We start from the raw sequence: 22,863 nt of genomic DNA, 5'->3' as shown, positions 1-22,863 counted from the left end.
GCGACGCAGCCGCACATGGAGTACGCCACAGGCCCCCCGAACGGGCTACCGGCGCCGTATGATCGAGGGACACCGTCCGGCATGACGGACCGGCCGCTGGGGAATGCAGGCTTCAGCGAGCCGGAGCGACCTGGCGGTCCGGTTTGGCGAAGTTGGCGCAGAGGGGCGGGTTTCACGGGGGCGATTCCCTGCCTATCCTGAAGGGGACCCCCCGGTCGCCCCGGCGACTGCACGATGAGGAGGACTCCGTGCCGCTCTCGGAGCACGAGCAGCGCATGCTCGAGCAGATGGAGCGAGCGCTGTACGCCGAAGATCCCAAGTTCGCGACAGCGCTTGAGGGAAGCGGGCTGCGTACGTACACCCGGAAGCGGGTCTACCAAGCGGTCGCGGGCTTCCTGGTGGGCATTGCCCTTCTCATGGCCGGAATGGTCGCCCAGTTGATCTGGGTGAGCGTAGTGGGCTTCCTCGTCATGCTGGGGTGTGCGGTGCTCGCCGTCACTGGTTGGCGCAAGGCGCCCAAGCCCGGTGAGCAGGCCCCCGGAGCCCCGGCGGCCACGGGCCCCGGCGGCGCGCCACCCGGCCGCCGACAGCAGGCCAGGCAGCGCCGCTCCATGATGGACCGCATCGAACAGCGCTGGCAGCGCCGCAGGGACGAACAGCAGGGCGGCCAGTAGCCCGTCCGGCCGCGCCCCGCAGGCGTCACCCGCGCGGACGCACAGCGCCTCGTCGAACGTGTCCACGCGCCGACCTCCTCGACATACGTGTGGGGGGTGACCGAATTCCATCGGTCACCCCCCACACGCATGTCCACGCCCACCCGGCGCCCACGCGACCCCACGAAGCGGCGCCCGGCCATGGACCGGGCGCCGCTCAGCTGTCCCCACACCTGGCCGGACGGGACCGAAGCCGAAGCCGCTGAAGCCGAAGCCGGAGAGGCCGGAGCCGGGGCCAGCCCCGATGACCCAGCCCCCGCCGGAAGCCCTCAGCCCCCTTGCCGAGCAGGCCTCCGCAGCGCCTCCCAGCGCCTGGCCACCCACCCTGACCAGCGAGTGCTCAGCGCCGCCCAGCGGTCCGACGCCGCCCACACCACCCGGGCGGCCGAACGCGGGGCGACGGTCGCCCGCAGCCGCGCCGTCCGGGTCGCGGAGGCGCGCAGCCCGTCCCGCAGGCGGCGCACATCGTCCCCGAGGCCCGGCGCGTGCTGTGGCCGTGGCGCGTACAGGACCTGCTCCACCGCGGCCGCCACCCGGTGGACCGACTCCGCGGGACCCGTGCCGAGCCCGCCGACGCGGACGATCCGGGCGGCCGCCTTCCGCGGTGTCTGGGACTCGTCCGGCGTGATGCCGTGGTCCCAGGCGGTGTCGGTGACCTCCTGCCAGGCCGCGAGCGTGCGTGCGGCCGCGTCCGCCTCCGTGCGCCCGCCGCTGCCGAGCCGCACCGCGCGCACCCGGGTCCGCCACAGCATGGGCAGCGCGGGCACGACCAGGACGATCAGCGCGAGGAGTGCCCCGCCGATGATCCAGCCGAGCGGCGGACCGTCGTCGCTGGAACCGCCCGCGAGCTGCGGCATCGCGCTGGTGCAGCCGCCCTGCTGCTGCACGTCGCGCGGGCAGTCCTGGGACTGCGAGGGCGTCGGCGACGGCGCCGTCGACGTGGACGGCTGGGGCACGGCCGACGCGTCGGAGTCCTCGGACGGGGTGTCCTGGCGGGTGTACTCGGGTACCGAGCCGCGGTTCGGCGTCGGCTCGAAGCGGGTCCAGCCCACGCCCTCGAAGTACAGCTCGGGCCACGCGTGGGCGTCCCGCAGACCGACCGACATCGTGCCGTTCGCCTGCGCGGAACCCGGCGTGAAGCCCACCGCGACGCGCGCCGGGATACCGAGCGTGCGGGCCATCGAGGCCATGGCGAAGGAGAAGTGGACGCAGAAGCCTTCCTTCTGGTCCAGGAAGCGGGCGATCGCGGACGGGCCGCTGCCCGCGCGGACCTGCGTGTTGTACGTGAAGCCGCCCTCCGAGGAGAACCAGTCCTGCAGCTTCACCGCCCGCTCGTAGTCGTTCGCCGACCCCTCGGTGACCTCCCGCGCGGTGGACGCCACCACCGACGGCAGCGAGCCCGGCACCTTGGTGAACTCCCGGGCCAGGTCCGACCTCGGCGCGGGCGCCGACGCCAGCTGCTCGGCCGTCGGCTCCACCACCAGGCTGTTGACGCTGTACTGCGCGCCGCGCGTGGTCTGGCCGCGGTCCCCGACGAGGGCACGGCCCACCGGCTCGTACCGCCAGCGGCCGTCGATGCGGACCTGGCTGGCCGGGTACGGCATCGGCAGCCAGTTCTGGGCGTAGCGGTCGTCGGCGGAGATGTTCGTCTGGATCTCCGTCCGCCGGACGTCGGGGGACAGGCCCGGCGGGTCCGGCAGGCGCGACGGCACATCCGAGATGTCCCGGACGGTGGTCCGCCACGTCGTGCCGTCGAACTTGTCGAGCGAGACGATCCGCAGATACAGGTCCTGGGTGTTCTTGGCGTTCGTGCGGTACGAGATGACCTCGCGGTCCTCCGGCTGGTTCAGGCTGTCCTGGAGCGCGACCAGCGGGTTCACCGCGGAGATCGTGCCGCCGCCGTCCCCGTCGCCGCCCCCGGGCCCGCCCGAGCCGTCGAGCAGACCCCCGTCGAGGGCGGGCAGCGCCAGCGGCACGACCAGGGCGATGCCCAGGGCGACGGCGCCGATGCGGCGGCCGGTGCGGACCGGGGCGATGGCGCCGCCCTCGTTGTCCAGACCGGCGGTGACCCGCCCGGGAGCGTGCCCCGAGCCGCCGAAGACCCGCCCCCACTGCGAGAGCCGGTCCCGGCCCTCGGCGAGGAGCAGCAGCAGGTACCCGGCCGCCGCGAGCAGGAACCACAGCCACCCGGCGCCGTCCCCGGAGAGCCCGGCCGCGACCGAGTACAGGGCGAGCAGCGGCAGACCGGCCGGGGCCGCCGTGCGGAACGTCACCGCGAGCGCGTCCACCACCAGGCCGACCACGAGCACACCGCCGACCACCATCAGGCGGATGCCGTCGGTGAGCGGCGCCGGGATCGCGTACCGCCCGACGTCGTCGCCGCCCGCCTCGAGCAGCGTGCTGAAGTGCTGGAAGACCTCAGGCCCCGGGATCACCCCGGCGATCGCCTGCTCCCGCGCGAACACCAGCGTCAGGAGCAGCAGTGTCACCAGGGCCTGCACGGCCACCGTGACCGGCCGCGCGAGCGGGACCCGCCGGGCGAGCCCGCCGACGCCGCTCTGCAGCGCCAGCAGGATCGCCACCTGCACCAGCCAGCCCGATGTGTCGACGAGCGGCAGCAGCGCGCCCGACGCCATCAGCGTGGCGGCGGTGGCACACAGCGCAAGCCGCGTACGCCCACTCATGAAGCACCCCCCGGGCTCACCGAGAGCCCCTCGTAGTCGTACCGGCGGTCCCGAGGCCGTACGCCTCCGGAGCCGTCCCCCGCGGAGCCTCCGGCACGCCCGCTCATGACCAGCCCCCGGCCGTCGTCCCCGCCGTCGGTGCCGGACCCGTGCTGGTGCGCAGGCGGTCCGCCTGCCGCCACAGGTCGACCAGGGCCACTCCCGGAGGCACCGCGACCGCCGTCCAGCCCGCCTCGTTGAGGAGCCGCACCGAGTGGTGCGCCGCCGCCGACGGGGGCAGCCCCTGGGTCCAGGCCGCACTGTCCAGGACGAAGGCGACCGCCGCGCCGCTGCGCTGGCGCATCTTGGCGATCACCGCGGCCTGCTCGTCGTCCAGGTCGCCGAGGAAGGCCACCAGGAGGCCCTCGTTCCCGCCGCGCAGCACGTCGTACGCGCGCGAGAGGCCCGCGCCGTCCGAGTGGTCGATCACGGCGAGCGTGTCCATCATGAGCCCGGCCGCGTCCGCCGACTCCTGGCTCGCGCCCGCGAAGCCGTCCGCGCCCTCGCCGGGCAGTGAGTTGCCGGTGTCCGTCAGGAGCCGTACCGAGAAGCCGCGTTCGAGCATGTGCACCAGGGCGGACGCGGTGCCCGCCACCGCCCACTCGAAGGCCGAGTCCGGGCCCGCGCCCTGGTAGGCCACGTCCCGGGTGTCCAGGAGCACCGTGCAGCGCGAGCGCTGCGGCTGCTCCTCGCGGCGCACCATCAGCTCGCCGTAGCGCGCGGTGGAGCGCCAGTGGACGCGGCGCAGGTCGTCGCCGTAGCGGTACCCGCGCGGGATGACGTCGTCCTCGCCGGCAAGCGCCAGCGAGCGGTGCCGTCCGTCGCCGTACCCCTTGGCCTCGCCCGTGAGCCGCACCGGAGGCAGCGGCTCCACGCGCGGGACGACCGTCAGGGTGTCGTACGTGGAGAAGGAGCGGGTCAGCTCGCACATGCCGAACGGGTCGGTCAGGCGCAGCTGGAGCGGTCCCAGCGGATACCGGCCGCGCAGGTCCGAGCGCACCCGGTAGGACACCTCGCGGCGGCCCCCCGCCTCGACCCGGTCGAGGACGAAGCGGGGGCGCGGCCCGAGGACGTAGGGCACCCGGTCCTGGAGCATCAGCAGGCCCGTGGGCAGCCGCGAGACGTTGTCCATCCGCAGGTGCACGCGCGCCTCCGAACCGGCGGGCACGCGCGCGGGGGAGAGGCGGCGGCTGCCCGCGACGCGGTAGCGCGTGCGGTAGAGCACGGCCGCGCACACCAGCGGGAGCACCGCGAGGAGCAGGCCGACCCGCAGCAGGTCGCTCTGGCCGAGGACGTAGGCGCACACCGCGGCGGCGATGCCCGCGGCGAAGAAGGACCGGCCGCGGGTGGTCAGGCCGGCGAGCGCCGTGCGCAGGCCGCCCCGGTCGTCCTCGGCGCCCGCGCCCGGCCCCCCGGCGGCCATCACAGCCTCCGCGAGCCGGGCGGCTGGCCGAAGAAGCCCTGGCCGGGCTGTTGCGTCGCCGGGACGGGAGTGCGCTGGAGGATCTCCAGGACCACGGCCTCGGCCGTGCGCCGGTTGAGCTGTGCCTGGGCCGTGGGCAGCAGGCGGTGGGCGAGGACCGCGACGGCGAGGGCCTGCACGTCGTCCGGCAGGGCGAACTCGCGGCCGCTGAGGGCGGCGGAGGCCTTGGCCGCGCGCAGCAGGTGCAGCGTCGCGCGCGGGGAGGCGCCCAGTCTCAGGTCCGGGTGGCTGCGGGTGGCCGAGACCAGGTCGACGGCGTATCTGCGCACGGAGTCGGCGACGTGGACCGTGCGGACCGCGTCGATGAGCTTGACCATGTCGTGCGCGTGCGCCACCGGCTGGAGGTCGTCGAGCGGCGAGACGCCGCCGTGCACGTCCAGCATCTGCAGCTCGGCCTCCGGGGCCGGATAGCCGATCGAGACGCGCGCCATGAAGCGGTCGCGCTGCGCCTCGGGCAGCGGATAGGTGCCCTCCATCTCGACCGGGTTCTGCGTGGCCACCACCATGAACGGGCTGGGCAGTTCGTACGTCTGCCCGTCGATGGTGACCTGGCGCTCCTCCATGGACTCCAGGAGCGCCGACTGCGTCTTCGGAGACGCGCGGTTGATCTCGTCGCCGATGACGATCTGCGCGAAGATCGCACCCGGTTTGAACTCGAAGTCACGGCGCTGCTGGTCCCAGATGGACACGCCCGTGATGTCCGACGGCAGCAGGTCCGGCGTGAACTGGATACGCCGCACCGAGCAGTCGATGGACCGCGCCAGCGCCTTGGCGAGCATGGTCTTGCCCACGCCCGGTACATCCTCGATGAGCAGGTGCCCCTCCGCCAGGAGCACGGTCAGCGAAAGCCGTACGACCTCCGGCTTGCCCTCGATCACACCCTCGATCGACCTGCGGACACGCTCCGCGGTCGTGGTCAGATCTGTGAGGCTCGCTCGATCGTCATAGGTCGTCACCCGGCCCTCCTCGGCCCTTCCCCACGCTCGGCAAGGAGCACAGGTTCCTTCTTTTCCCGGGCCGACGCTCGCGTGCGGACCGGCCCACCCCGAAACACGGACGCCACGCGTGAATGGTTCAGCGCGACGCCACACAGGCATTCTTGTTGGGCTTACCGGTTCGTGTCACTCGCCTGTGGACAACTGGCGGCGATATGTCGGGGCTTGTCGCCTTTTGGGTACCGGAGATTGTCCGGTACCCAACAGGAGACGGTCACGCAGGGTCGATCTCGCGGAGGAGTCCCGTCTTCACGTCGAAGACGAAACCGCGGACGTCGTCGCTGTGCACGAGGAACGGCGAGGTCCGCACGCGCTGCATGGACTGGCGCACGTCCTGGTCGACGTCGCGGAACGACTCCACCGCCCACGCGGGCCGCTGGCCGACCTCCATCTCCAGGTCGTGCCGGAACTCCTCGGTGAGGGACTCCAGGCCGCAGCCGGTGTGGTGGATGAGGACCACGCTGCGGGTGCCGAGCGCCCGCTGGCTGATGGTCAGGGAACGGATCACGTCATCGGTGACCACACCGCCCGCGTTGCGGATCGTGTGGCAGTCGCCCAGTTCGAGGCCGAGGGCGTCGTGCAGGTCGAGCCGGGCGTCCATACAGGCGACTACAGCGACGCGCAGCACGGGGCGCGCGTCCATGCCCGGGTCGGTGAAGTCGGCGGCGTAGCGCTCGTTGGCCTCGACGAGACGGTCGGTGACCGTGCCGCCTTCGGATACGCCGCTCGTGCGTATGGCGCCTTCGGGATCTGCGGGGAGTGATGCGGAAGTCGTCATGACTATGACGGTAGTGGTCACGCGCTGTGTGGGCCTGCTGTGAGAGCGGACAAAGAACGCCATAGGGCGTTGTTGTGAGGTAACCCACAAGGTCGCGCCAGGTGCGGCCGAACCGGTGACACGGAGCGCGGCCGAACCGGTGACACGGAGCGCGGCCGAACCGGTGACGCCGCGCGGACGACGGCCTCCCGAAGGGCCGGGCCGCGCCGCGCAGGCCGGTTGATTGACCGCGAGACAGGGTGGACTAAAGTGACGCGAAGCGGGAGTGGAGTCCGCTTCCCGCTGGACCGGCCCGGAGCTTCGCAACCGGACCGTTCCGGAGATTTCTTGAGTCCCCACGTGCGCGGCGCGTACGTACGGCTCGGCCTCCTCCCGCTCCCGGTCGGCCGACGCCACTTCCCCGGCGCCGGCGGGCCGGATTCCCCTTCATGAGCGGGCGGGGACCCGGCTGTGCGTACGACACCCGCGCCGGACCCTGAGAGGGTGCATTGAGTTCTGCCCGCCATGTCCCGGTGATGCTCCAGCGGTGCCTGGACCTGTTGGCCCCGGCGCTCGCGGAGCCGGGAGCGGTGGTCGTCGACTGCACCCTCGGCCTCGGCGGCCACAGCGAGGCACTGCTCGCCGCGTTCCCCTCGGCCCGCCTCGTCGCCCTCGACCGCGACAAGGAGGCGTTGCGCCTGTCCGGCGAGCGGCTCGCCCCCTACGGCGACCGCGCCACCCTGGTGCACGCGGTCTACGACGAGCTGCCCGACGTGCTCGAGCGGCTCGGCATCCCGCGCGTCCAGGGCGTCCTGTTCGACCTCGGCGTCTCCTCCATGCAGCTCGACGAGGCCGACCGGGGCTTCGCCTACGCCCAGGACGCCCCCCTCGACATGCGCATGGACCAGACGACCGGCGTCAGCGCCGCCGAGGTCCTCAACACCTACCCGCCCGGTGAACTCGTGCGGATCCTGCGGGCGTACGGCGAGGAGAAGCAGGCCAAGCGGATCGTCTCCGCCGTCGTGCGCGAGCGCGAGAAGGAGCCGTTCAGCAACAGTGCCCGGCTCGTCGAGCTGATCCGCGACTCCCTGCCGCAGGCCGCCAAGCGCACCGGCGGCAACCCGGCCAAGCGCACGTTCCAGGCCCTGCGCATCGAGGTCAACGGCGAGTTGAGCGTCCTGGAGCGGGCCATCCCGGACGCCGTCAAGGCGCTCGCCGTCGGCGGCCGCATCGCCGTCCTCTCGTACCACTCGCTGGAGGACCGCCTGGTCAAGCAGGTGTTCGCGGCGGGCGCCGCGAACACCGCGCCGCCTGGCCTGCCGATCGTGCCCGAGCAGTACCAGCCGCGGCTCAAGCTCCTCACCCGCGGCGCCGAACTGCCCACCGAGGAAGAGATCGCCGAGAACCGCCGGGCCGCCCCGGCACGGCTGCGGGGTGCGCAGCGCATCCGCGAGGAAGCCCTGTGAGCGACCGCAGGAGACAAGCCCCGTGAGCGGCCTCGCCGAAGAGGCCCCGTGAGCCGCGTCAGCGAGGAGGCCGCATGAGCAAGAAGCCCGAGCTGCGGGGGAGGGCCGCGCGGCTCGCCCGGCTGCTGCCCGGCGGGCCGAGCCAGGCCGCGCGCACGCCCTTCGTGCTCCTGGTGGTGCTGCTCCTCGGCGGCGGCCTCATCACGCTCCTCATCCTCAACTCCTCGCTGAACGAGGGCTCGTTCCAGCTCACCAAGCTGAAGAAGGAGACGCAGGAGCTCACCGACGAGGAGCAGGAGCTCCAGAAGGACGTCGACGAGTACGCCGCCCCGGACGCCCTGCAGCGCCGCGCCCGCGAGCTGGGCCTGGTCCCCGGCGGCGACCCCGCCTTCCTGAACCCCGACGGCACCGTCCGCGGCAAGCCCGGCGTCGCCCCCGGCTCCTCCGCCGTCCGCGAGTCCGCGGCCCGCCGCCCCGTCCCCGTCTCCGCGCCGCCCCCGGCCACCCAGCCCCCGGCCGCCCCCGTGCCGGAGCCCACCGCGGCGGCCTCCCCGAGCGCCCCCACCGGCCCCGGCACGCCCCCCGGCCCGCGGCCCCCGGCGACCCCCCAGGCCCCCGCCGCGCCCCCGGACACCCGGCAGTCCCCCGCACCGCCCCCACCCCCGGCCGCTCCCGCGAGGCCCGCCCCCACGACCCCCGGCAGGTGACGTAAGTGACGGACCGCCAACCGCCACCCCCACGGCGCCGGGTCCCCGGCCCGGCGCGGCCCGCCCGCCCCGGCGGCCGGAGCGGGCCGGGTCCCGGAGCGCGCCCGCCCGCCTCGCGCGGCCCCCGCCCGGCCGGATCCAGGCCGCCGAAGGCGCCCCAGGCCAAGACCATCCGCCTGGGCAGCCCGCGGCCACGGCTGCGCATGGTCAGCCTCGGCCTGACCCTGGTGATGCTGGCGTTCGTGGTGCGGCTGTTCCAGGTGCAGGCCGTGGACGCCGACACCTACGCCGCCAAGGCCGAGAAGAACCGGTACTCCAGCCACAAGCTGGCCGCCGAGCGCGGGGCCATCACCGACCGGAGCGGCGTCGAACTCGCCACCAGCGTGGACGCGTACGACATCACCGCCGACCCCACCCTCTTCACGCCCAAGGAGACGAAGACCGGCGACGCGCCCGAGCAGGCCGCCGGGCTGCTCGCGCCGATCCTCGACGAGGACGTCGACCAGCTCGCCAAGAAGCTCCGGACGCCCAAGACGCGCTTCACGCTGCTGGCCCGCCGCCAGGCACCGCAGGTCTGGAAGCAGATCAAGGACCTGCGTGCCGCGCTCGCGGACAAGGCGAGCGCCGACCCCAAGGCGGTCAACGTCCTCTCGGGCGTCTTCGCCGTGCCCACCAGCAAGCGCGTGTACCCCAACGACGGCCTGGCCGCCGGGATACTGGGCTGGGTCAACGCCGACGGCAAGGGCGGCGGCGGCATCGAGCAGCAGCTCGACAAGCAACTCGCGGGCAAGCAGGGCGAGATCCGCTACGCCCAGTCCGGCGGCCGCCAGGTGCCCACTGCGGGCAGCACCGAGAAGCCCGCGGTGCCCGGCTCGGACGTCGAGCTGACCATAGACCGCGACATCCAGTGGGCCGCGCAGGACGCCATCACCGAGCAGGTCAGGAAGTCCAAGGCGGACCGCGGCTACGTACTGGTGCAGGACACCCGCACCGGTGAGGTCCTCGCCATGGCCAACGCGCCCGGCTTCGACCCCAACAACCTCGCCCAGGCCCGCAGCGCCAGCCTCGGCAACGCGGCCCTCCAGGACGCCTACGAACCCGGCTCCACCGCCAAGGTGATGTCGATGGCCGCCGTCCTGGAGGAGAACGCGGCAACGCCGGGCACCCGGGTGACCGTGCCCAACCGCCTGCACCGCGGCGACCGCCTCTTCCAGGACGACATCGACCACCCGACCTGGTACCTCACGCTCAACGGCGTGCTCGCCAAGTCCAGCAACATCGGCACCATCCTCGCCACCGGCGAACTCGGCAAGACGCAGCGGGAGGTCAACCGAAGCCTCTACGCGTACCTGCGGAAGTTCGGCATCGGCAAGGAGACCGGGCTCGGCTTCCCCGGCGAGACCTCCGGCATCCTCGCGCCGCCCGACAAGTGGTCCACCTCGCAGCAGTTCACGATCCCCTTCGGCCAGGGCGTCTCCATCAACGCCATGCAGGCGGCGTCCGTGTACTCGACCATCGCCAACGGCGGCGTCCGCGTCGAGCCGACGCTGGTGCGCGGCACCAAGGGGCCCGACGGCCGCTTCACGCCCGCGCCCGCGCCGAAGAAGACCCGCGTGGTCAGCGCCGAGACCGCGCGGACCGTCGCGCGGATGCTGGAGTCCGTCGTCGACGACGAGGAAGGCACCGGCACCAAGGCCCGCATCCCCGGCTACCGCGTCGCGGGCAAGACCGGCACGGCCAACCGGGTCGACCCCCAGACCGGCCGCTACCGCGGCTACACCTCGTCCTTCGCCGGCTTCGCGCCCGCCGACAAGCCGCGCGTCACCGTCTACTGCGTCATCCAGAACGCCACGAAGGGCAGCTACTTCGGCGGCCAGATCTGCGGCCCCATCTACAAGAAGGTCATGCAGTTCGCCCTCAAGACCCTCCAGGCCCCGCCCACCGGCAAGGCCCCCGCCCCGCTCCCGGTGACGTTCGACCCCGGCAAGCCGGAAACCCCCGGCCGACCCGCGAACGGCGGCTAGGGCACGGACCCGGACAGGAACAGCCCGTGACGACCATCACCCCGGACCCGGGGAACCGGCCCGCGACACACCGTGCCGCCACTCCTCGGCCGCCGGTGCCCCCGCCCGACCCCACCGCGCGTGGCCCCCTGCCTTTTGGCCCCAACGGGGGTGCGCCCGGTACGCTCACCGCCGTGCCACACGCTGATCAGTCCCAAACCACCCAGAAGGACGCTCCCGTGACCTACCCGGGACCGCCGAGGCCGACCCAGGTCTCCGCCACCCCCCTCGCGGAGCTCGCCGATCAGCTGGGGGCCGCGGCCCCGGGCACGGACGCCGCCATCACCGGGATCACCCACGACTCGCGCGCGGTGCGCCCCGGCGACATCTACGCGGCCCTGCCCGGCGCCCGCATGCACGGCGCCGACTTCGTGGCCCAGGCCGCCGACCTCGGTGCCGCCGCGATCCTCACCGACCCGACCGGCGCCGACCGCGCCGCCGCCACCGGCCTGCCGGTGTTCGTCGTCGCCGACCCGCGCGGCAGCATGGGCGAGCTGGCCGCGACGGTGTACGGCCGTCCGGGCCGCGACCTGCTGCAGATCGGCATCACCGGCACGTCGGGCAAGACCACGACGGCGTACCTCATCGAGGGCGGTCTGAAGGCCGTCCGCGCCACCGGGCTCATCGGCACCGTCGAGACGCGCATCGGCGAGGAGCGCATCAAGTCGGAGCGCACCACGCCCGAAGCGACCGATCTGCAGGCGCTGTTCGCGGTGATGCGCGAGCGCGGCGTCGAGGCGGTCGCGATGGAGGTCTCCAGCCACGCGCTCGTGCTCGGCCGGGTCGACGGCTGCGTCTTCGACGTCGCCGTCTTCAACAACCTCAGCCCGGAGCACATGGAGTTCCACTCCGACATGGAGGACTACTTCCGGGCCAAGGCGCAGCTGTTCACCCAACGGCGCGCCCGGCTCGGCGTGGTCAACCTCGACGACGAGTACGGGCGCCGCCTCGTCACCGAGTCCGAGGTCCCCGTCACCAGCTTCTCCGCCGAGGGCCACCCGGACGCCGACTGGCGCGCGGAGGACGTCGAAGTCGGGCCGCTGGACTCCACGTTCACCGCCGTCGGCCCCAAGGGCGAGCGGATCGCCGCCCGCTCGCCGCTCGCCGGACCCTTCAACGTCGCCAACACCCTCGCCGCGATCGTGTCGCTGGCCGTCGCCGGGATCGACCCGCAGCAGGCCGCCGACGGCGTCGCGGCCGTGCCGGGTGTCCCCGGCCGCCTGGAGCGCGTCGACGCCGGACAGGACTACCTCGCCGTCGTGGACTACGCCCACAAGACGGACGCCGTCGAGTCGGTCCTGCGCGCGCTGCGCAAGGTCACCGAGGGCCGCCTCGTCATCGTGCTCGGCTGCGGCGGCGACCGCGACCAGACCAAGCGCAGGCCGATGGGCGCGGCCGCGGCCCGGCTCGCCGACACCGCCGTACTCACCTCCGACAACCCCCGCGGCGAGGACCCCCTCGCCATCCTCGCGACGATGCTCGCGGGCGCCGCCGAGGTACCCGCCCACGAGCGCGGCGACGTCGCCGTCTTCGAGGACCGGGCAGCAGCCATCCGCGCGGCCGTCGCCCGCGCCGAGCCCGGGGACACCGTCCTGGTCGCGGGCAAGGGACACGAACAGGGCCAGGACATCGCCGGGGTGGTCCGTCCCTTCGACGACCGCCTGGTGCTTCGCGAAGCTATCGAGCAAACCCAGGGATGAAGTTGTGATCGCCCTCTCCCTCGCCGAGATCGCCACCGTCGTCGGCGGGCAGACGTACGACATACCGGATCCGCAGGTCCAGGTGACCGCGCCGGTCGTCAGGGACTCCCGTGAGGTGGAGCCCGGCGGCCTGTTCGCCGCCTTCGTGGGCGAGCGCGTCGACGGGCACGACTACGCCGCCCAGGTCGTCGGGGCGGGCGCGGTCGCCGTGCTCGGCACGCGGCCGTGCGGGGTGCCCGCGATCGTCGTCGACGATGTGCCGAGGGCGCTCGGCGCCCTCGCCCGGCACGTCGTCGCCCGGCTCGGCGCGACCCTCGTCGCCCTCACCGGCTCCGCGGGCAAGACCAGCACCAAGGACCTGGTCGCCCAGGTCATCGGCCGCAAGGCGCCCACCGTGTGGACGCCGGGCTCGCTGAACAACGAGATCGGCCTGCCGCTGACCGCGCTGAGCGCCACCGACGAGACGAAGTTTCTCGTCCTGGAGATGGGCGCCCGGGGCATCGGCCACATCCGGTACCTGACCGAGCTGACGCCGCCGAGGATCGGCCTGGTCCTGAACGTCGGCACCGCCCACATCGGCGAGTTCGGCGGCCGCGAGCAGATCGCGCAAGCAAAGGGCGAGCTGGTCGAGGCCCTGCCGGCCGACGGCGCCGCGATCCTCAACGCCGACGACCCCCTCGTACGCGCGATGGCCTCCCGTACGAAGGCCCGGGTGCTGCTCTTCGGAGAGGCCGCCGACGCCGACGTACGCGCCGAGAATGTCCGGCTCACGGAGAACGGACAGCCGTCCTTCACGCTCACCACACCCACCGGGTGCAGCGACGTGCGGCTGCGCCTGTACGGTGAGCACCACGTGTCGAACGCGCTCGCCGCGGCCGCCGTCGCCCATGAGCTGGGCATGTCCGTGGAGGAGATCGCCCTCGCGCTCTCCGAGGCGGGCACGCTGTCCCGCTGGCGGATGGAGGTCACCGAGCGCCCGGACGGCGTGACGGTCGTCAACGACGCCTACAACGCGAACCCCGAGTCCATGCGAGCCGCCCTGCGCGCGCTCGCGGCCATGGGCAGAGCCGCACAGGCCGAGGGCGGGCGCACGTGGGCGGTGCTCGGTCACATGGCCGAGCTCGGTGACGACGGGCTCGCCGAGCACGACGCGGTCGGACGCCTTGCCGTCCGGCTGAACGTGAACAAGCTCGTGGCAGTCGGGGGCAGGGAAGCGTCCTGGCTCCAACTGGGCGCATACAACGAGGGTTCGTGGGGTGAGGAGTCGGTGCACGTGTCCGACGCACAGGCGGCGGTCGACCTGTTGCGCAGCGAGCTGCGCCCGGGAGACGTCGTCCTTGTGAAGGCGTCCAGATCGGTCGGTCTCGAGCGGGTCGCGCTGGCCCTGCTCGAGAACACCAGTGAGGGCGAGGTCGCCGGCCGATGAGGCAGATCCTCTTCGCGGGTGTGATCGGGCTCTTCCTGACCCTGGTCGGTACGCCCCTGCTGATCAAGCTCCTGGCCCGCAAGGGCTACGGCCAGTTCATCCGGGACGACGGCCCGCGCGAGCACCACAGCAAGCGCGGTACGCCGACCATGGGCGGCATCGCCTTCATCATGGCCACGCTCATCGCGTACTTCCTCACGAAGTTCATCACCGGCGGCGAGTTCACGCTCTCCGGCCTGCTGGTGCTCTTCCTGATGGCGGGCATGGGCCTGGTCGGCTTCCTCGACGACTACATCAAGATCGTCAAGCAGCGCTCGCTGGGTCTGCGCGCCAAGGCGAAGATGGCCGGCCAGCTCATCGTCGGCATCGGCTTCGCCGTGCTCGCGCTGAACTGGCCGGACAACCGCAACCAGACCCCGGCGTCCACCAAGCTGTCGTTCGTCACGGACTTCGGCTGGTCGATCGGCCCGGTCCTGTTCGTGGTCTGGGCGCTGTTCATGATCCTCGCGATGTCGAACGGCGTGAACCTCACCGACGGCCTCGACGGCCTCGCCACCGGCGCCTCCGTGATGGTCTTCGGCGCCTACACCTTCATCGGTGTCTGGCAGTACCAGGAGTCCTGCGCCAACGCGAACACGCTGACCAACCCGGAGGCGTGTTTCGAGGTCAGAGACCCACTCGACCTGGCGGTCGTGGCCTCCGCGCTGATGGGCGCCTGCTTCGGCTTCCTGTGGTGGAACACCTCGCCCGCGAAGATCTTCATGGGCGACACCGGCTCGCTGGCCCTCGGCGGCGCGCTCGCCGGTCTCGCGATCTGCTCCCGCACGGAGCTGCTGCTCGCGCTCCTCGGCGGCCTCTTCGTCCTGATCACCATGTCCGTGGTCATCCAGGTCGGCTCCTTCCGCCTCACCGGCAAACGCGTCTTCCGCATGGCGCCACTCCAGCACCACTTCGAACTAAAGGGGTGGTCCGAAGTCCTTGTCGTGGTCCGCTTCTGGATCATCCAGGGCATGTGCGTGATCGTCGGACTCGGCCTCTTCTACGCAGGGTGGGCGGCCACCAAGTGACCAGCTGGCAGGGCAGGAACGTCACCGTCGCCGGGCTCGGCGTGAGCGGCCTCAGCGCCGCCCGCGCCCTCGCGGGCCTCGGCGCGGCGGTGACCGTCGTGGACGGCGGCGACGGCGAGACCCACCGGGCGCGGGCCGCCGAGCTCGCGGCCACCGGGATCGCCGTCCGCCTCGGGGACGCCGAGACGCTCCCCGAGGGCACCGACCTCGTCGTCACCTCGCCCGGCTGGAAGCCCGCCTCACCGCTGTTCGCGGCCGCCGCCGCGGCGGGCGTCGACGTCGTCGGCGACGTCGAGATCGCCTGGCGCCTGCGCGGCCCCGACGCCGCGCCCTGGCTCGCGATCACCGGCACCAACGGCAAGACCACCACCACGCGGATGCTCGCGTCGATCCTGGCCGCGGCCGGACTGCGCACGGCGGCCGTCGGCAACATCGGCACCCCGATCGTGGACGTGGTCCTCGAAGGCGACGACGCGTACGACGTCCTCGCCGTCGAGCTGTCCTCGTACCAGCTGCACTGGGCGCCCTCGCTGCGTGCCCACTCGGCCGCCGTCCTGAACCTGGCGCCGGACCACCTCGACTGGCACGGCTCCATGGAGGCGTACGCCGCCGACAAGGGCCGCGTCTACGAGGGCAACCAGGTCGCGTGCGTCTACAACGTCGCCGACAAGGCGACGGAGGACCTGGTCCGCGAGGCCGACGTCGAAGAGGGCTGCCGCGCCGTCGGTTTCACGCTGACCGCGCCCGCCCCCTCGCAACTGGGCATCGTGGACGGCATCCTGGTCGACCGTGCCTTCGTGCCGGACCGCCAGAAGCAGGCCCAGGAGCTCGCCGAGGTCTCCGACGTCAAGCCGCCCGCGCCGCACAACATCGCCAACGCCCTGGCCGCGGCGGGTCTCGCGCGCGCCTTCGGGGTGGCGCCGACGGCCGTGCGGGACGGGCTGCGGGCCTTCCGCCCCGACGCGCACCGCATGGAGCATGTCGCGGACGTCGACGGCGTCGCGTACATCGACGACTCCAAGGCGACCAACACCCACGCCGCCGAGGCGTCGTTGGCCGCGTACGAGTCGGTGGTGTGGATCGCGGGCGGCCTCGCCAAGGGCGCCACCTTCGACGAGCTTGTCGACAAGTCGGCAGGGTGCCTCAAGGCCGTCGTCCTGATCGGCGCCGACCGCGCGCTGATCCGCGAAGCGCTCGCGCGACACGCGCCCGAGGTACCCGTCGTGGACCTCGACCGGACGGACACTGGGGCGATGTCCGAGGCCGTACGGCAGGCCGCGCGGCTCGCGCGGCCGGGGGACACCGTCCTGATGGCGCCGGCCTGTGCGTCGATGGACATGTTCACCAACTACAACAAGCGTGGTGACGCGTTCGCGGCAGCGGTCCGCGAACTCGGCGCGAGCGCCTGACGGCGGGCCCAGCGTGGTCCGGGGGCGCCCGGCACCCGAAGGAGGGCACGTGGCAGCCGTGGGAACGCCGTCGTGGCGGGGGCTTCGTGGACGGCCGCGCGCCGGTACGGGACGCGTGCGCGCGGGCGCGGGGTGCCGCTGATGGCCGGGCGCGCCTCCGTGCGCACGCCGCGCACCCCGAAGCGACCGGCGCGGCCGCGGGCCACTCCCGTGGTGCGTGAGAATGCGCTGCGGCGGCTCTACGACCGGGCCCGCAAGGCCTGGGACCGGCCGCTGACCGCGTACTACCTGATCTTCGGCAGCAGCCTGCTGATCACGGCGCTGGGCCTCGTGATGGTCTATTCGGCGTCGATGATCCAGGCGTTGCAGCTGAACCTGCCCGCCTCCTACTTCTTCCGCAAGCAGTTCGTCGCCGCGGTCCTCGGGTCCGCGCTGCTGCTCATCGCGATGCGGATGCCGGCCAAGCTGCACCGGGCGCTGTCGTACCCGATGCTCGCCGCTTCCGTCTTCCTGATGGTGCTCGTCCAGATTCCCGGGATAGGGCGCAGCGTCAACGGCAATCAGAACTGGATCTATTTGGGGGGCCCTTTCCAGCTCCAGCCCAGTGAGTTCGGAAAGCTCGCGCTGGTGCTCTGGGGCGCGGACCTGCTGGCCCGCAAACAGGACAAGCGGCTGCTCACCCAGTGGAAGCACATGCTGGTGCCGCTCGTTCCGGTCACTTTCATGCTGCTCGGCCTGATCATGCTGGGCGGCGACATGGGCACGGCCATCATCCTCACCGCGATCCTCTTCGGCCTGCTGTGGCTGGCGGGCGCCCCGACGCGGCTGTTCGCGGGTGTCCTGAGCATCGCGGTCGTCCTCGGTGTGATCCTCATCAAAACCAGCCCGAACCGGATGGCACGGCTCGGCTGCATCGGCGCGACCGATCCCGGGCCCGGCGACCAGTGCTGGCAGGCCGTGCACGGCATCTATGCCCTGGCCTCGGGCGGATTCTTCGGTTCCGGCCTCGGCGCGAGTGTGGAAAAATGGGGTCAACTGCCTGAACCGCACACCGACTTCATCTTCGCCATCACCGGGGAGGAACTCGGTCTGGCGGGGACGCTGTCGGTGCTCGCCCTGTTCGCGGCTCTAGGCTATGCGGGTATCCGCGTGGCCGGACGCACGGAGGACCCCTTCGTGAGGTACGCAGCGGGAGGCGTGACCACCTGGATCACGGCGCAGGCCGTGATCAACGTCGGTGCGGTGCTCGGTCTGCTGCCGATCGCCGGTGTCCCGCTCCCGCTGTTCTCCTACGGGGGCTCAGCCTTGCTGCCGACCATGTTCGCCGTGGGACTCCTCATCGCCTTCGCGCGGGAGGACCCCGCGGCGAAGGCGGCCCTGGCCATGCGGCAGCCTCGGGTGAGATGGAACACGATGCGACGGCGCGTCAAGGCGCGTTCGTCCGGAGAGCGGTGAATTTCGGTGCATGTCGTACTCGCCGGTGGGGGGACCGCCGGCCACATCGAGCCTGCGCTCGCCCTCGCGGACGCCCTGCGCAGGCAGGACCCGACCGTGGGGATCACGGCCCTGGGCACGGAGCGCGGCCTCGAGACCCGACTCGTACCCGAGCGGGGCTATGAACTCGCCCTGATCCCCGCCGTACCCCTGCCGCGCAAGCCCACGCCCGAGCTGATCACCGTGCCCGGGCGGCTGCGCGGCACCATCAAGGCGGCCGAGCAGATCCTGGAGCGCACCAAGGCCGACTGCGTCGTGGGCTTCGGCGGCTACGTGGCGCTGCCCGGCTACCTGGCGGCCAAGCGCGCGGGTGTGCCGATCGTGGTGCACGAGGCCAACGCGCGCCCCGGGCTCGCCAACAAGATCGGCTCGCGGTACGCCTCCGGGGTCGCGGTCTCCACGCCCGACAGCAAGCTGCGCGGCTCGCGCTACATCGGCATCCCGCTGCGCCGCACCATCGCGCTGCTCGACCGGGCCCGGGTCCGCCCGGAGGCCCGCGCGGCCTTCAACCTCGACCCGAATCTGCCCACGCTGCTCGTCTCCGGCGGCTCCCAGGGCGCCCGGCGGCTGAACGAGGTCGTCCAGCAGGTCGCCCCGGTCCTGCAGCGCGCGGGCATCCAGATCCTGCACGCGGTCGGCCCGAAGAACGAAATGCCGTACGTGGAGAACATGCCCGGTATGCCCCCCTATATCCCGGTACCGTACGTGGACCGGATGGACCTCGCGTACGCCGCGGCCGACATGATGCTCTGCCGCGCGGGCGCGATGACCGTCGCCGAGCTGTCCGCCGTCGGGCTGCCGGCCGCCTACGTCCCGCTGCCCATCGGCAACGGCGAACAGCGGCTGAACGCCCAGCCGGTGGTCAAGGCGGGCGGCGGGCTGCTGGTCGACGACGCGGAGCTGACGCCCGAGTGGGTCCAGGGCAACGTCCTGCCCGTGCTCGCCGACCCGCACCGGCTGTACGAGATGTCCCGTGCCGCCTCGGAGTTCGGCCGCAGGGACGCCGACGACCTCCTCGTCGGCATGGTCTACGAGGCGATTGCGTCACGCCGCAACGCGTGAGAGAAGGCAGGGGACTGTGGCCGGACGGGCCGGACCGACGACCGCCGAACGGCGGGGGGCCGCGTCTGGCCCGTCCCGCCCGCGCCCACGCCGTCCGCGGCTGCCGCGGGCTCTTCGGGCGCGGCGGGTGCGCGTCCTGATCGTCCTGGTGGTCGCGCTCGCGGTGCTCGCCGGGGGCGGCGCCTGGGTGTTCTACGGCTCGCCGTGGCTGCGGGTGGAGCGGGTGACGACGTCCGGGACGATGGTCCTCACATCGCACCAGGTGCGCGAGAGTGCGGGCGTACCGATCGGGGAACCGCTGATTTCGGTCGATTCCGGAGCCATCGAGGAACGGCTGCGGAGAGAATTGCCCCGAATTGACTCGGTTGATGTTGTCCGCTCCTGGCCCCATGGAATCGCCCTGAAAGTGACGGAGCGCACTCCCGCACTGCTCATCGAAAAGGGCGGAAAGTTCATCGAAGTGGACGCGAAGGGGGTTCGTTTCGCCACGGTCGAGAAGGCACCGAAGGGCACCCCCTTCCTGGAAATGGCCACGGATCCCTCCGGCAGCGCCGCCGCGAGCCTGCGCCGCTTCGACGGCACCAGGCTGCGCCGCGAGGCCGCACGCGTGGTCGTCGCCCTGCCTGGGGCGGTGGCCGCGGACACCCGGACCGTCAAGGTCCGTTCGTACGACTCCATCTCGCTGCGGTTGCGCGACGGCCGTACGGTCATGTGGGGGAGTGGCGAGAAGGGTCGCGCAAAGGCCGAGGCGCTGGCCGGCCTCATGAAAGCCGTTCCGAAGGCACGGCACTTCGATGTGAGCGTCCCCACCGCCCCTGCGTCATCAGCGAGTTGACGTACATCAGCGCAGGCCAGCACCCTGGATGGGCAGGCTTAAGCCTGATCACATAGGGTGAAAAGAAAAACGGGAGGTTCGGCGTGTTCGTTGAACGTGCGCCACTTGTCGACTTAGTGTCCTGTTCGGAAGAGTCCAAGGAACAGACACACTGGTAACCCTAAACTTCAGCGTTAGGGTTCGGGTCGGCGTTCGGACCGTCCCATTCGGCATCAGTCGTCGTATCGCGGCAGAGCGAGACGGCGACACGTAACTCGAGGCGAGAGGCCTTCGACGTGGCAGCACCGCAGAACTACCTCGCAGTCATCAAAGTCATCGGTGTCGGCGGCGGTGGTGTCAATGCCATCAACCGGATGATCGAGGTCGGTCTCAAGGGCGTCGAGTTCATCGCCATCAACACCGACGCGCAAGCCCTGTTGATGAGCGACGCCGACGTCAAGCTCGACGTCGGCCGGGAACTCACCCGCGGACTCGGCGCCGGAGCCAACCCGGCCGTCGGCCGCAAGGCCGCCGAGGACCACCGCGAGGAGATCGAGGAGGTCCTCAAGGGGGCCGACATGGTCTTCGTGACGGCCGGTGAGGGCGGCGGCACCGGCACGGGCGGCGCGCCCGTGGTCGCCAACATCGCGCGCTCCCTCGGCGCCCTGACGATCGGTGTGGTCACCCGGCCGTTCACCTTCGAGGGTCGCCGGCGCGCGAACCAGGCGGAGGACGGCATCGCGGAACTCCGCGAAGAGGTCGACACCCTCATCGTCATCCCCAACGACCGGCTCCTTTCCATCTCGGACCGCCAGGTCAGCGTGCTCGACGCCTTCAAGTCGGCCGACCAGGTGCTCCTCTCCGGTGTGCAGGGCATCACCGACCTCATCACCACGCCCGGCCTGATCAACCTCGACTTCGCCGACGTCAAGTCGGTCATGTCCGAGGCGGGTTCGGCGCTCATGGGCATCGGCTCGGCCCGCGGCGACGACCGCGCGGTGGCCGCCGCCGAGATGGCGATCTCCTCGCCGCTCCTGGAGGCGTCCATCGACGGCGCCCGGGGCGTCCTGCTCTCCATCTCCGGCGGCTCCGACCTCGGCCTCTTCGAGATCAACGAAGCGGCCCAACTGGTCAGCGAGGCCGCGCACCCCGAGGCCAACATCATCTTCGGCGCGGTCATCGACGACGCGCTCGGCGACGAGGTCCGGGTCACCGTCATCGCGGCCGGCTTCGACGGCGGCCAGCCCCCGTCCAAGCGGGACAACGTCCTCGGCTCGGCGTCCGCCAAGCGCGAGGAACCGGCGCCCGCCGCGCGGCAGCCCGAATCGTCCCGCCCGGCCCCGGCGTTCGGCGGCCTCGGCAGCGTCACCCCGCGCGACGACGCACCCCCCGCCGAGCCCGAGCCGGTCCAGGCGAGCGAGCCCCCGGCCGCCTCGGCGACCCCGCCGCAGGTTCCCTCGACCCGTCTGCACCAGGACAGCCAGGCCGAAGAGCTGGACGTGCCGGACTTCCTGAAGTGATAGACAAGCGCTCCGAAACGAGCACCGTGAGCGGCGCCCACTTCGCCTTCACCGACCGGTGGGGCGGGGTGAGCGCCGTTCCGTACGAGGAGCTCAACCTCGGCGGAGCGGTCGGCGACGACCCCGAAGCCGTACGCCACAACCGCGCGGCCGTCGCCGGGAACCTCGGCATCGACCCCGCGCGCGTGGTCTGGATGAACCAAGTGCACGGCCGGGACGTCGCCGTGGTCGACGGCCCCTGGGCCGAGAGCCGGGAGATCCCGGCCGTCGACGCGGTCGTCACCGCCCGGCGGGGCGTCGCCCTCGCCGTCCTCACCGCCGACTGCACCCCGGTGCTGCTCGCCGATCCGGTCGCGGCAGTCGCCGCGGCCGCGCACGCGGGCCGCCCCGGAATGATCGCCGGGGTGGTGCCCGCGGCCGTCGAGGCCATGGTCGCCCTCGGCGCCCGCCCGGACCGGATCGTGGCCCGCACCGGGCCCGCCGTCTGCGGCCGTTGTTACGAAGTACCCGCGGACATGCGCGCCGACGTCGCCGCCGTGGAACCCGCGGCGTACGCCGAGACGAGCTGGGGCACACCCGCGGTCGACGTGACCGCCGGAGTGCACGCGCAGCTCGACCGGCTCGGCGTGCGCGACCGGGAGCAGTCGCCGGTGTGCACGCGGGAGTCGGGCGATCACTTCTCGTACCGCCGCGACCGCACGACCGGTCGGCTGGCTGGCTATGTGTGGTTGGACTGATGGGGCATGACGGACCGTAAGGCGGAACTCGCCGGAAATCTGGCGAAAGTGGAAGACCGCATCGCGGCGGCCTGCGCGGCGGCGGGCCGCAAGCGCGAGGAACTGACCCTGATCGTGGTCACCAAGACCTACCCCGCGAGCGATGTGCGGTTTCTCTCGGAACTCGGCGTGCGGCACGTCGCCGAGAACCGCGACCAGGACGCGGCGCCGAAGGCCGCGGAATGTGCGGACCTCCCGCTGAGCTGGCACTTCGTGGGTCAGTTGCAGACCAACAAGGTGCGCTCCGTGGTCGGTTACGCGGACGTGGTGCAGTCGGTCGACCGGCCCAAGCTGGTCACGGCCCTGTCCACGGCCGCCGTGCGCGCGGGGCGCGAGGTCGGCTGTCTGCTCCAGGTCGCACTGGACGCGGAGGCCGACGGGCGGGGGGACCGCGGCGGCGTGGGCCTCGGCGGGATCGAGGAGTTGGCCGCATCCGTGGCCGACGCCCCCGGACTGCGACTCGACGGTCTGATGACCGTCGCGCCGCTCACCGGGGAATACGCGGGACGGCAACAGGCGGCGTTCGAGCGGCTGATGGATTTGTCGACTGCCCTGCGCGTGGCCCATCCGGCTGCGAACATGGTGTCGGCAGGGATGAGTGCGGACCTCGAACAGGCCGTGGCGGCCGGGGCGACACATGTGCGCGTCGGTACGGCGGTACTCGGAGTCCGACGCGGGCTCGGGTAAC

Annotated in this window: 18 protein-coding genes; 14 read left to right on the top strand and 4 right to left on the bottom strand. The window is 72.3% G+C overall.

What is annotated here, in order from left to right; translation table 11 throughout:
* Nucleotides 1–248 precede the first annotated feature (248 nt).
* Nucleotides 249–674, top strand: a complete 426-nt coding sequence (locus IE274_RS18215) for an SCO2097 family morphological protein (protein ID WP_190116839.1) — start codon at nt 249–251, stop codon at nt 672–674.
* 308 nt (nt 675–982) lie between these two features.
* Here IE274_RS18215 and IE274_RS18210 read toward each other — a convergent pair whose 3' ends face one another.
* The 4 genes from IE274_RS18210 to IE274_RS18195 form a co-directional block, all read right to left on the bottom strand.
* Entirely contained in the window at nt 983–3,397 is a 2,415-nt protein-coding gene (locus IE274_RS18210) for a transglutaminase TgpA family protein (RefSeq protein WP_190116838.1), read from the bottom strand.
* A gap of 103 nt (nt 3,398–3,500) precedes the next feature.
* Nucleotides 3,501–4,859 (bottom strand): DUF58 domain-containing protein, encoded by a 1,359-nt coding sequence (locus IE274_RS18205; RefSeq protein ID WP_190116837.1) that lies wholly within the window; start codon nt 4,857–4,859, stop codon nt 3,501–3,503.
* Entirely contained in the window at nt 4,859–5,875 is a 1,017-nt protein-coding gene (locus IE274_RS18200; RefSeq protein ID WP_190116836.1) for an AAA family ATPase, read from the bottom strand. The genes IE274_RS18205 and IE274_RS18200 overlap by 1 nt, the downstream gene beginning before the upstream one ends.
* Nucleotides 5,876–6,128: 253 nt before the next feature.
* Nucleotides 6,129–6,755, bottom strand: coding sequence for a beta-class carbonic anhydrase (locus tag IE274_RS18195; protein WP_190116835.1), 627 nt, complete (start codon nt 6,753–6,755; stop codon nt 6,129–6,131).
* 425 nt (nt 6,756–7,180) lie between these two features.
* Here IE274_RS18195 and rsmH point away from each other — a divergent pair, with 425 nt between their 5' ends.
* From rsmH to IE274_RS18130, 13 genes are all read left to right on the top strand, one after another.
* Entirely contained in the window at nt 7,181–8,137 is a 957-nt protein-coding gene (gene rsmH / locus IE274_RS18190; RefSeq protein WP_190116834.1) for a 16S rRNA (cytosine(1402)-N(4))-methyltransferase RsmH, read from the top strand.
* 74 nt (nt 8,138–8,211) lie between these two features.
* Complete coding sequence (gene ftsL, locus IE274_RS18185; RefSeq protein WP_190116833.1) at nt 8,212–8,844, top strand: cell division protein FtsL; 633 nt, start codon at nt 8,212–8,214, stop codon at nt 8,842–8,844.
* A gap of 5 nt (nt 8,845–8,849) precedes the next feature.
* A complete protein-coding gene (locus IE274_RS18180) occupies nt 8,850–10,868 on the top strand; it encodes a peptidoglycan D,D-transpeptidase FtsI family protein (RefSeq protein ID WP_190116832.1) in 2,019 nt (672 codons plus the stop codon).
* A 26-nt stretch (nt 10,869–10,894) separates the two neighbouring features.
* Nucleotides 10,895–12,607, top strand: a complete 1,713-nt coding sequence (locus tag IE274_RS18175) for a UDP-N-acetylmuramoyl-L-alanyl-D-glutamate--2,6-diaminopimelate ligase (RefSeq protein ID WP_372447013.1) — start codon at nt 10,895–10,897, stop codon at nt 12,605–12,607.
* 4 nt (nt 12,608–12,611) lie between these two features.
* Nucleotides 12,612–14,033 (top strand): UDP-N-acetylmuramoyl-tripeptide--D-alanyl-D-alanine ligase, encoded by a 1,422-nt coding sequence (locus IE274_RS18170; protein ID WP_190116830.1) that lies wholly within the window; start codon nt 12,612–12,614, stop codon nt 14,031–14,033.
* Complete coding sequence (gene mraY, locus IE274_RS18165; RefSeq protein WP_190116829.1) at nt 14,030–15,100, top strand: phospho-N-acetylmuramoyl-pentapeptide-transferase; 1,071 nt, start codon at nt 14,030–14,032, stop codon at nt 15,098–15,100. The genes IE274_RS18170 and mraY overlap by 4 nt, the downstream gene beginning before the upstream one ends.
* A complete protein-coding gene (gene murD / locus IE274_RS18160; RefSeq protein WP_190116828.1) occupies nt 15,097–16,509 on the top strand; it encodes a UDP-N-acetylmuramoyl-L-alanine--D-glutamate ligase in 1,413 nt (470 codons plus the stop codon). Before mraY ends, murD begins: the two co-directional genes overlap by 4 nt.
* Before the next feature lie 141 nt (nt 16,510–16,650).
* On the top strand, nt 16,651–17,964 hold the full coding sequence (gene ftsW, locus IE274_RS18155; RefSeq protein ID WP_190116827.1) for a putative lipid II flippase FtsW: 1,314 nt from the start codon (nt 16,651–16,653) through the stop codon (nt 17,962–17,964).
* A 6-nt stretch (nt 17,965–17,970) separates the two neighbouring features.
* Nucleotides 17,971–19,065 carry an undecaprenyldiphospho-muramoylpentapeptide beta-N-acetylglucosaminyltransferase gene (gene murG, locus IE274_RS18150; protein WP_190116826.1) on the top strand — a complete coding sequence of 365 codons (1,095 nt, stop codon included), beginning with the start codon at nt 17,971–17,973 and terminating at the stop codon, nt 19,063–19,065.
* A gap of 16 nt (nt 19,066–19,081) precedes the next feature.
* Complete coding sequence (locus IE274_RS18145; RefSeq protein WP_190116825.1) at nt 19,082–19,900, top strand: cell division protein FtsQ/DivIB; 819 nt, start codon at nt 19,082–19,084, stop codon at nt 19,898–19,900.
* A 275-nt stretch (nt 19,901–20,175) separates the two neighbouring features.
* Nucleotides 20,176–21,399 carry a cell division protein FtsZ gene (ftsZ, locus tag IE274_RS18140; protein ID WP_190116824.1) on the top strand — a complete coding sequence of 408 codons (1,224 nt, stop codon included), beginning with the start codon at nt 20,176–20,178 and terminating at the stop codon, nt 21,397–21,399.
* A gap of 26 nt (nt 21,400–21,425) precedes the next feature.
* Nucleotides 21,426–22,136 carry a peptidoglycan editing factor PgeF gene (gene pgeF / locus IE274_RS18135; RefSeq protein WP_190116823.1) on the top strand — a complete coding sequence of 237 codons (711 nt, stop codon included), beginning with the start codon at nt 21,426–21,428 and terminating at the stop codon, nt 22,134–22,136.
* 6 nt (nt 22,137–22,142) lie between these two features.
* Nucleotides 22,143–22,862 (top strand): YggS family pyridoxal phosphate-dependent enzyme, encoded by a 720-nt coding sequence (locus tag IE274_RS18130; RefSeq protein ID WP_190116822.1) that lies wholly within the window; start codon nt 22,143–22,145, stop codon nt 22,860–22,862.
* The last annotated feature ends 1 nt before the right edge of the window (nt 22,863 follow it).

The sequence above is a fragment of the Streptomyces flavofungini genome (assembly GCF_014650815.1).
GTDB classification, from domain to species: domain Bacteria; phylum Actinomycetota; class Actinomycetes; order Streptomycetales; family Streptomycetaceae; genus Streptomyces; species Streptomyces flavofungini.
The sequence above is the reverse complement of the archived record's forward strand: the minus strand, read 5'-3'. Positions and strand labels throughout refer to the sequence as shown.

What these genes read in the sequence shown, in the direction of transcription:
- IE274_RS18130 (WP_190116822.1), top strand. Translation starts at nt 22,143, where the DNA reads ATGACGGACCGTAAGGCGGAACTCGCCGGAAATCTGGCGAAAGTGGAA.
- IE274_RS18205 (WP_190116837.1), bottom strand. Translation starts at nt 4,859, where the DNA reads ATGGCCGCCGGGGGGCCGGGCGCGGGCGCCGAGGACGACCGGGGCGGC.
- ftsL (WP_190116833.1), top strand. Translation starts at nt 8,212, where the DNA reads ATGAGCAAGAAGCCCGAGCTGCGGGGGAGGGCCGCGCGGCTCGCCCGG.
- mraY (WP_190116829.1), top strand. Translation starts at nt 14,030, where the DNA reads ATGAGGCAGATCCTCTTCGCGGGTGTGATCGGGCTCTTCCTGACCCTG.
- ftsW (WP_190116827.1), top strand. Translation starts at nt 16,651, where the DNA reads ATGGCCGGGCGCGCCTCCGTGCGCACGCCGCGCACCCCGAAGCGACCG.
- IE274_RS18195 (WP_190116835.1), bottom strand. Translation starts at nt 6,755, where the DNA reads ATGGCGTTCTTTGTCCGCTCTCACAGCAGGCCCACACAGCGCGTGACC.
- IE274_RS18210 (WP_190116838.1), bottom strand. Translation starts at nt 3,397, where the DNA reads ATGAGTGGGCGTACGCGGCTTGCGCTGTGTGCCACCGCCGCCACGCTG.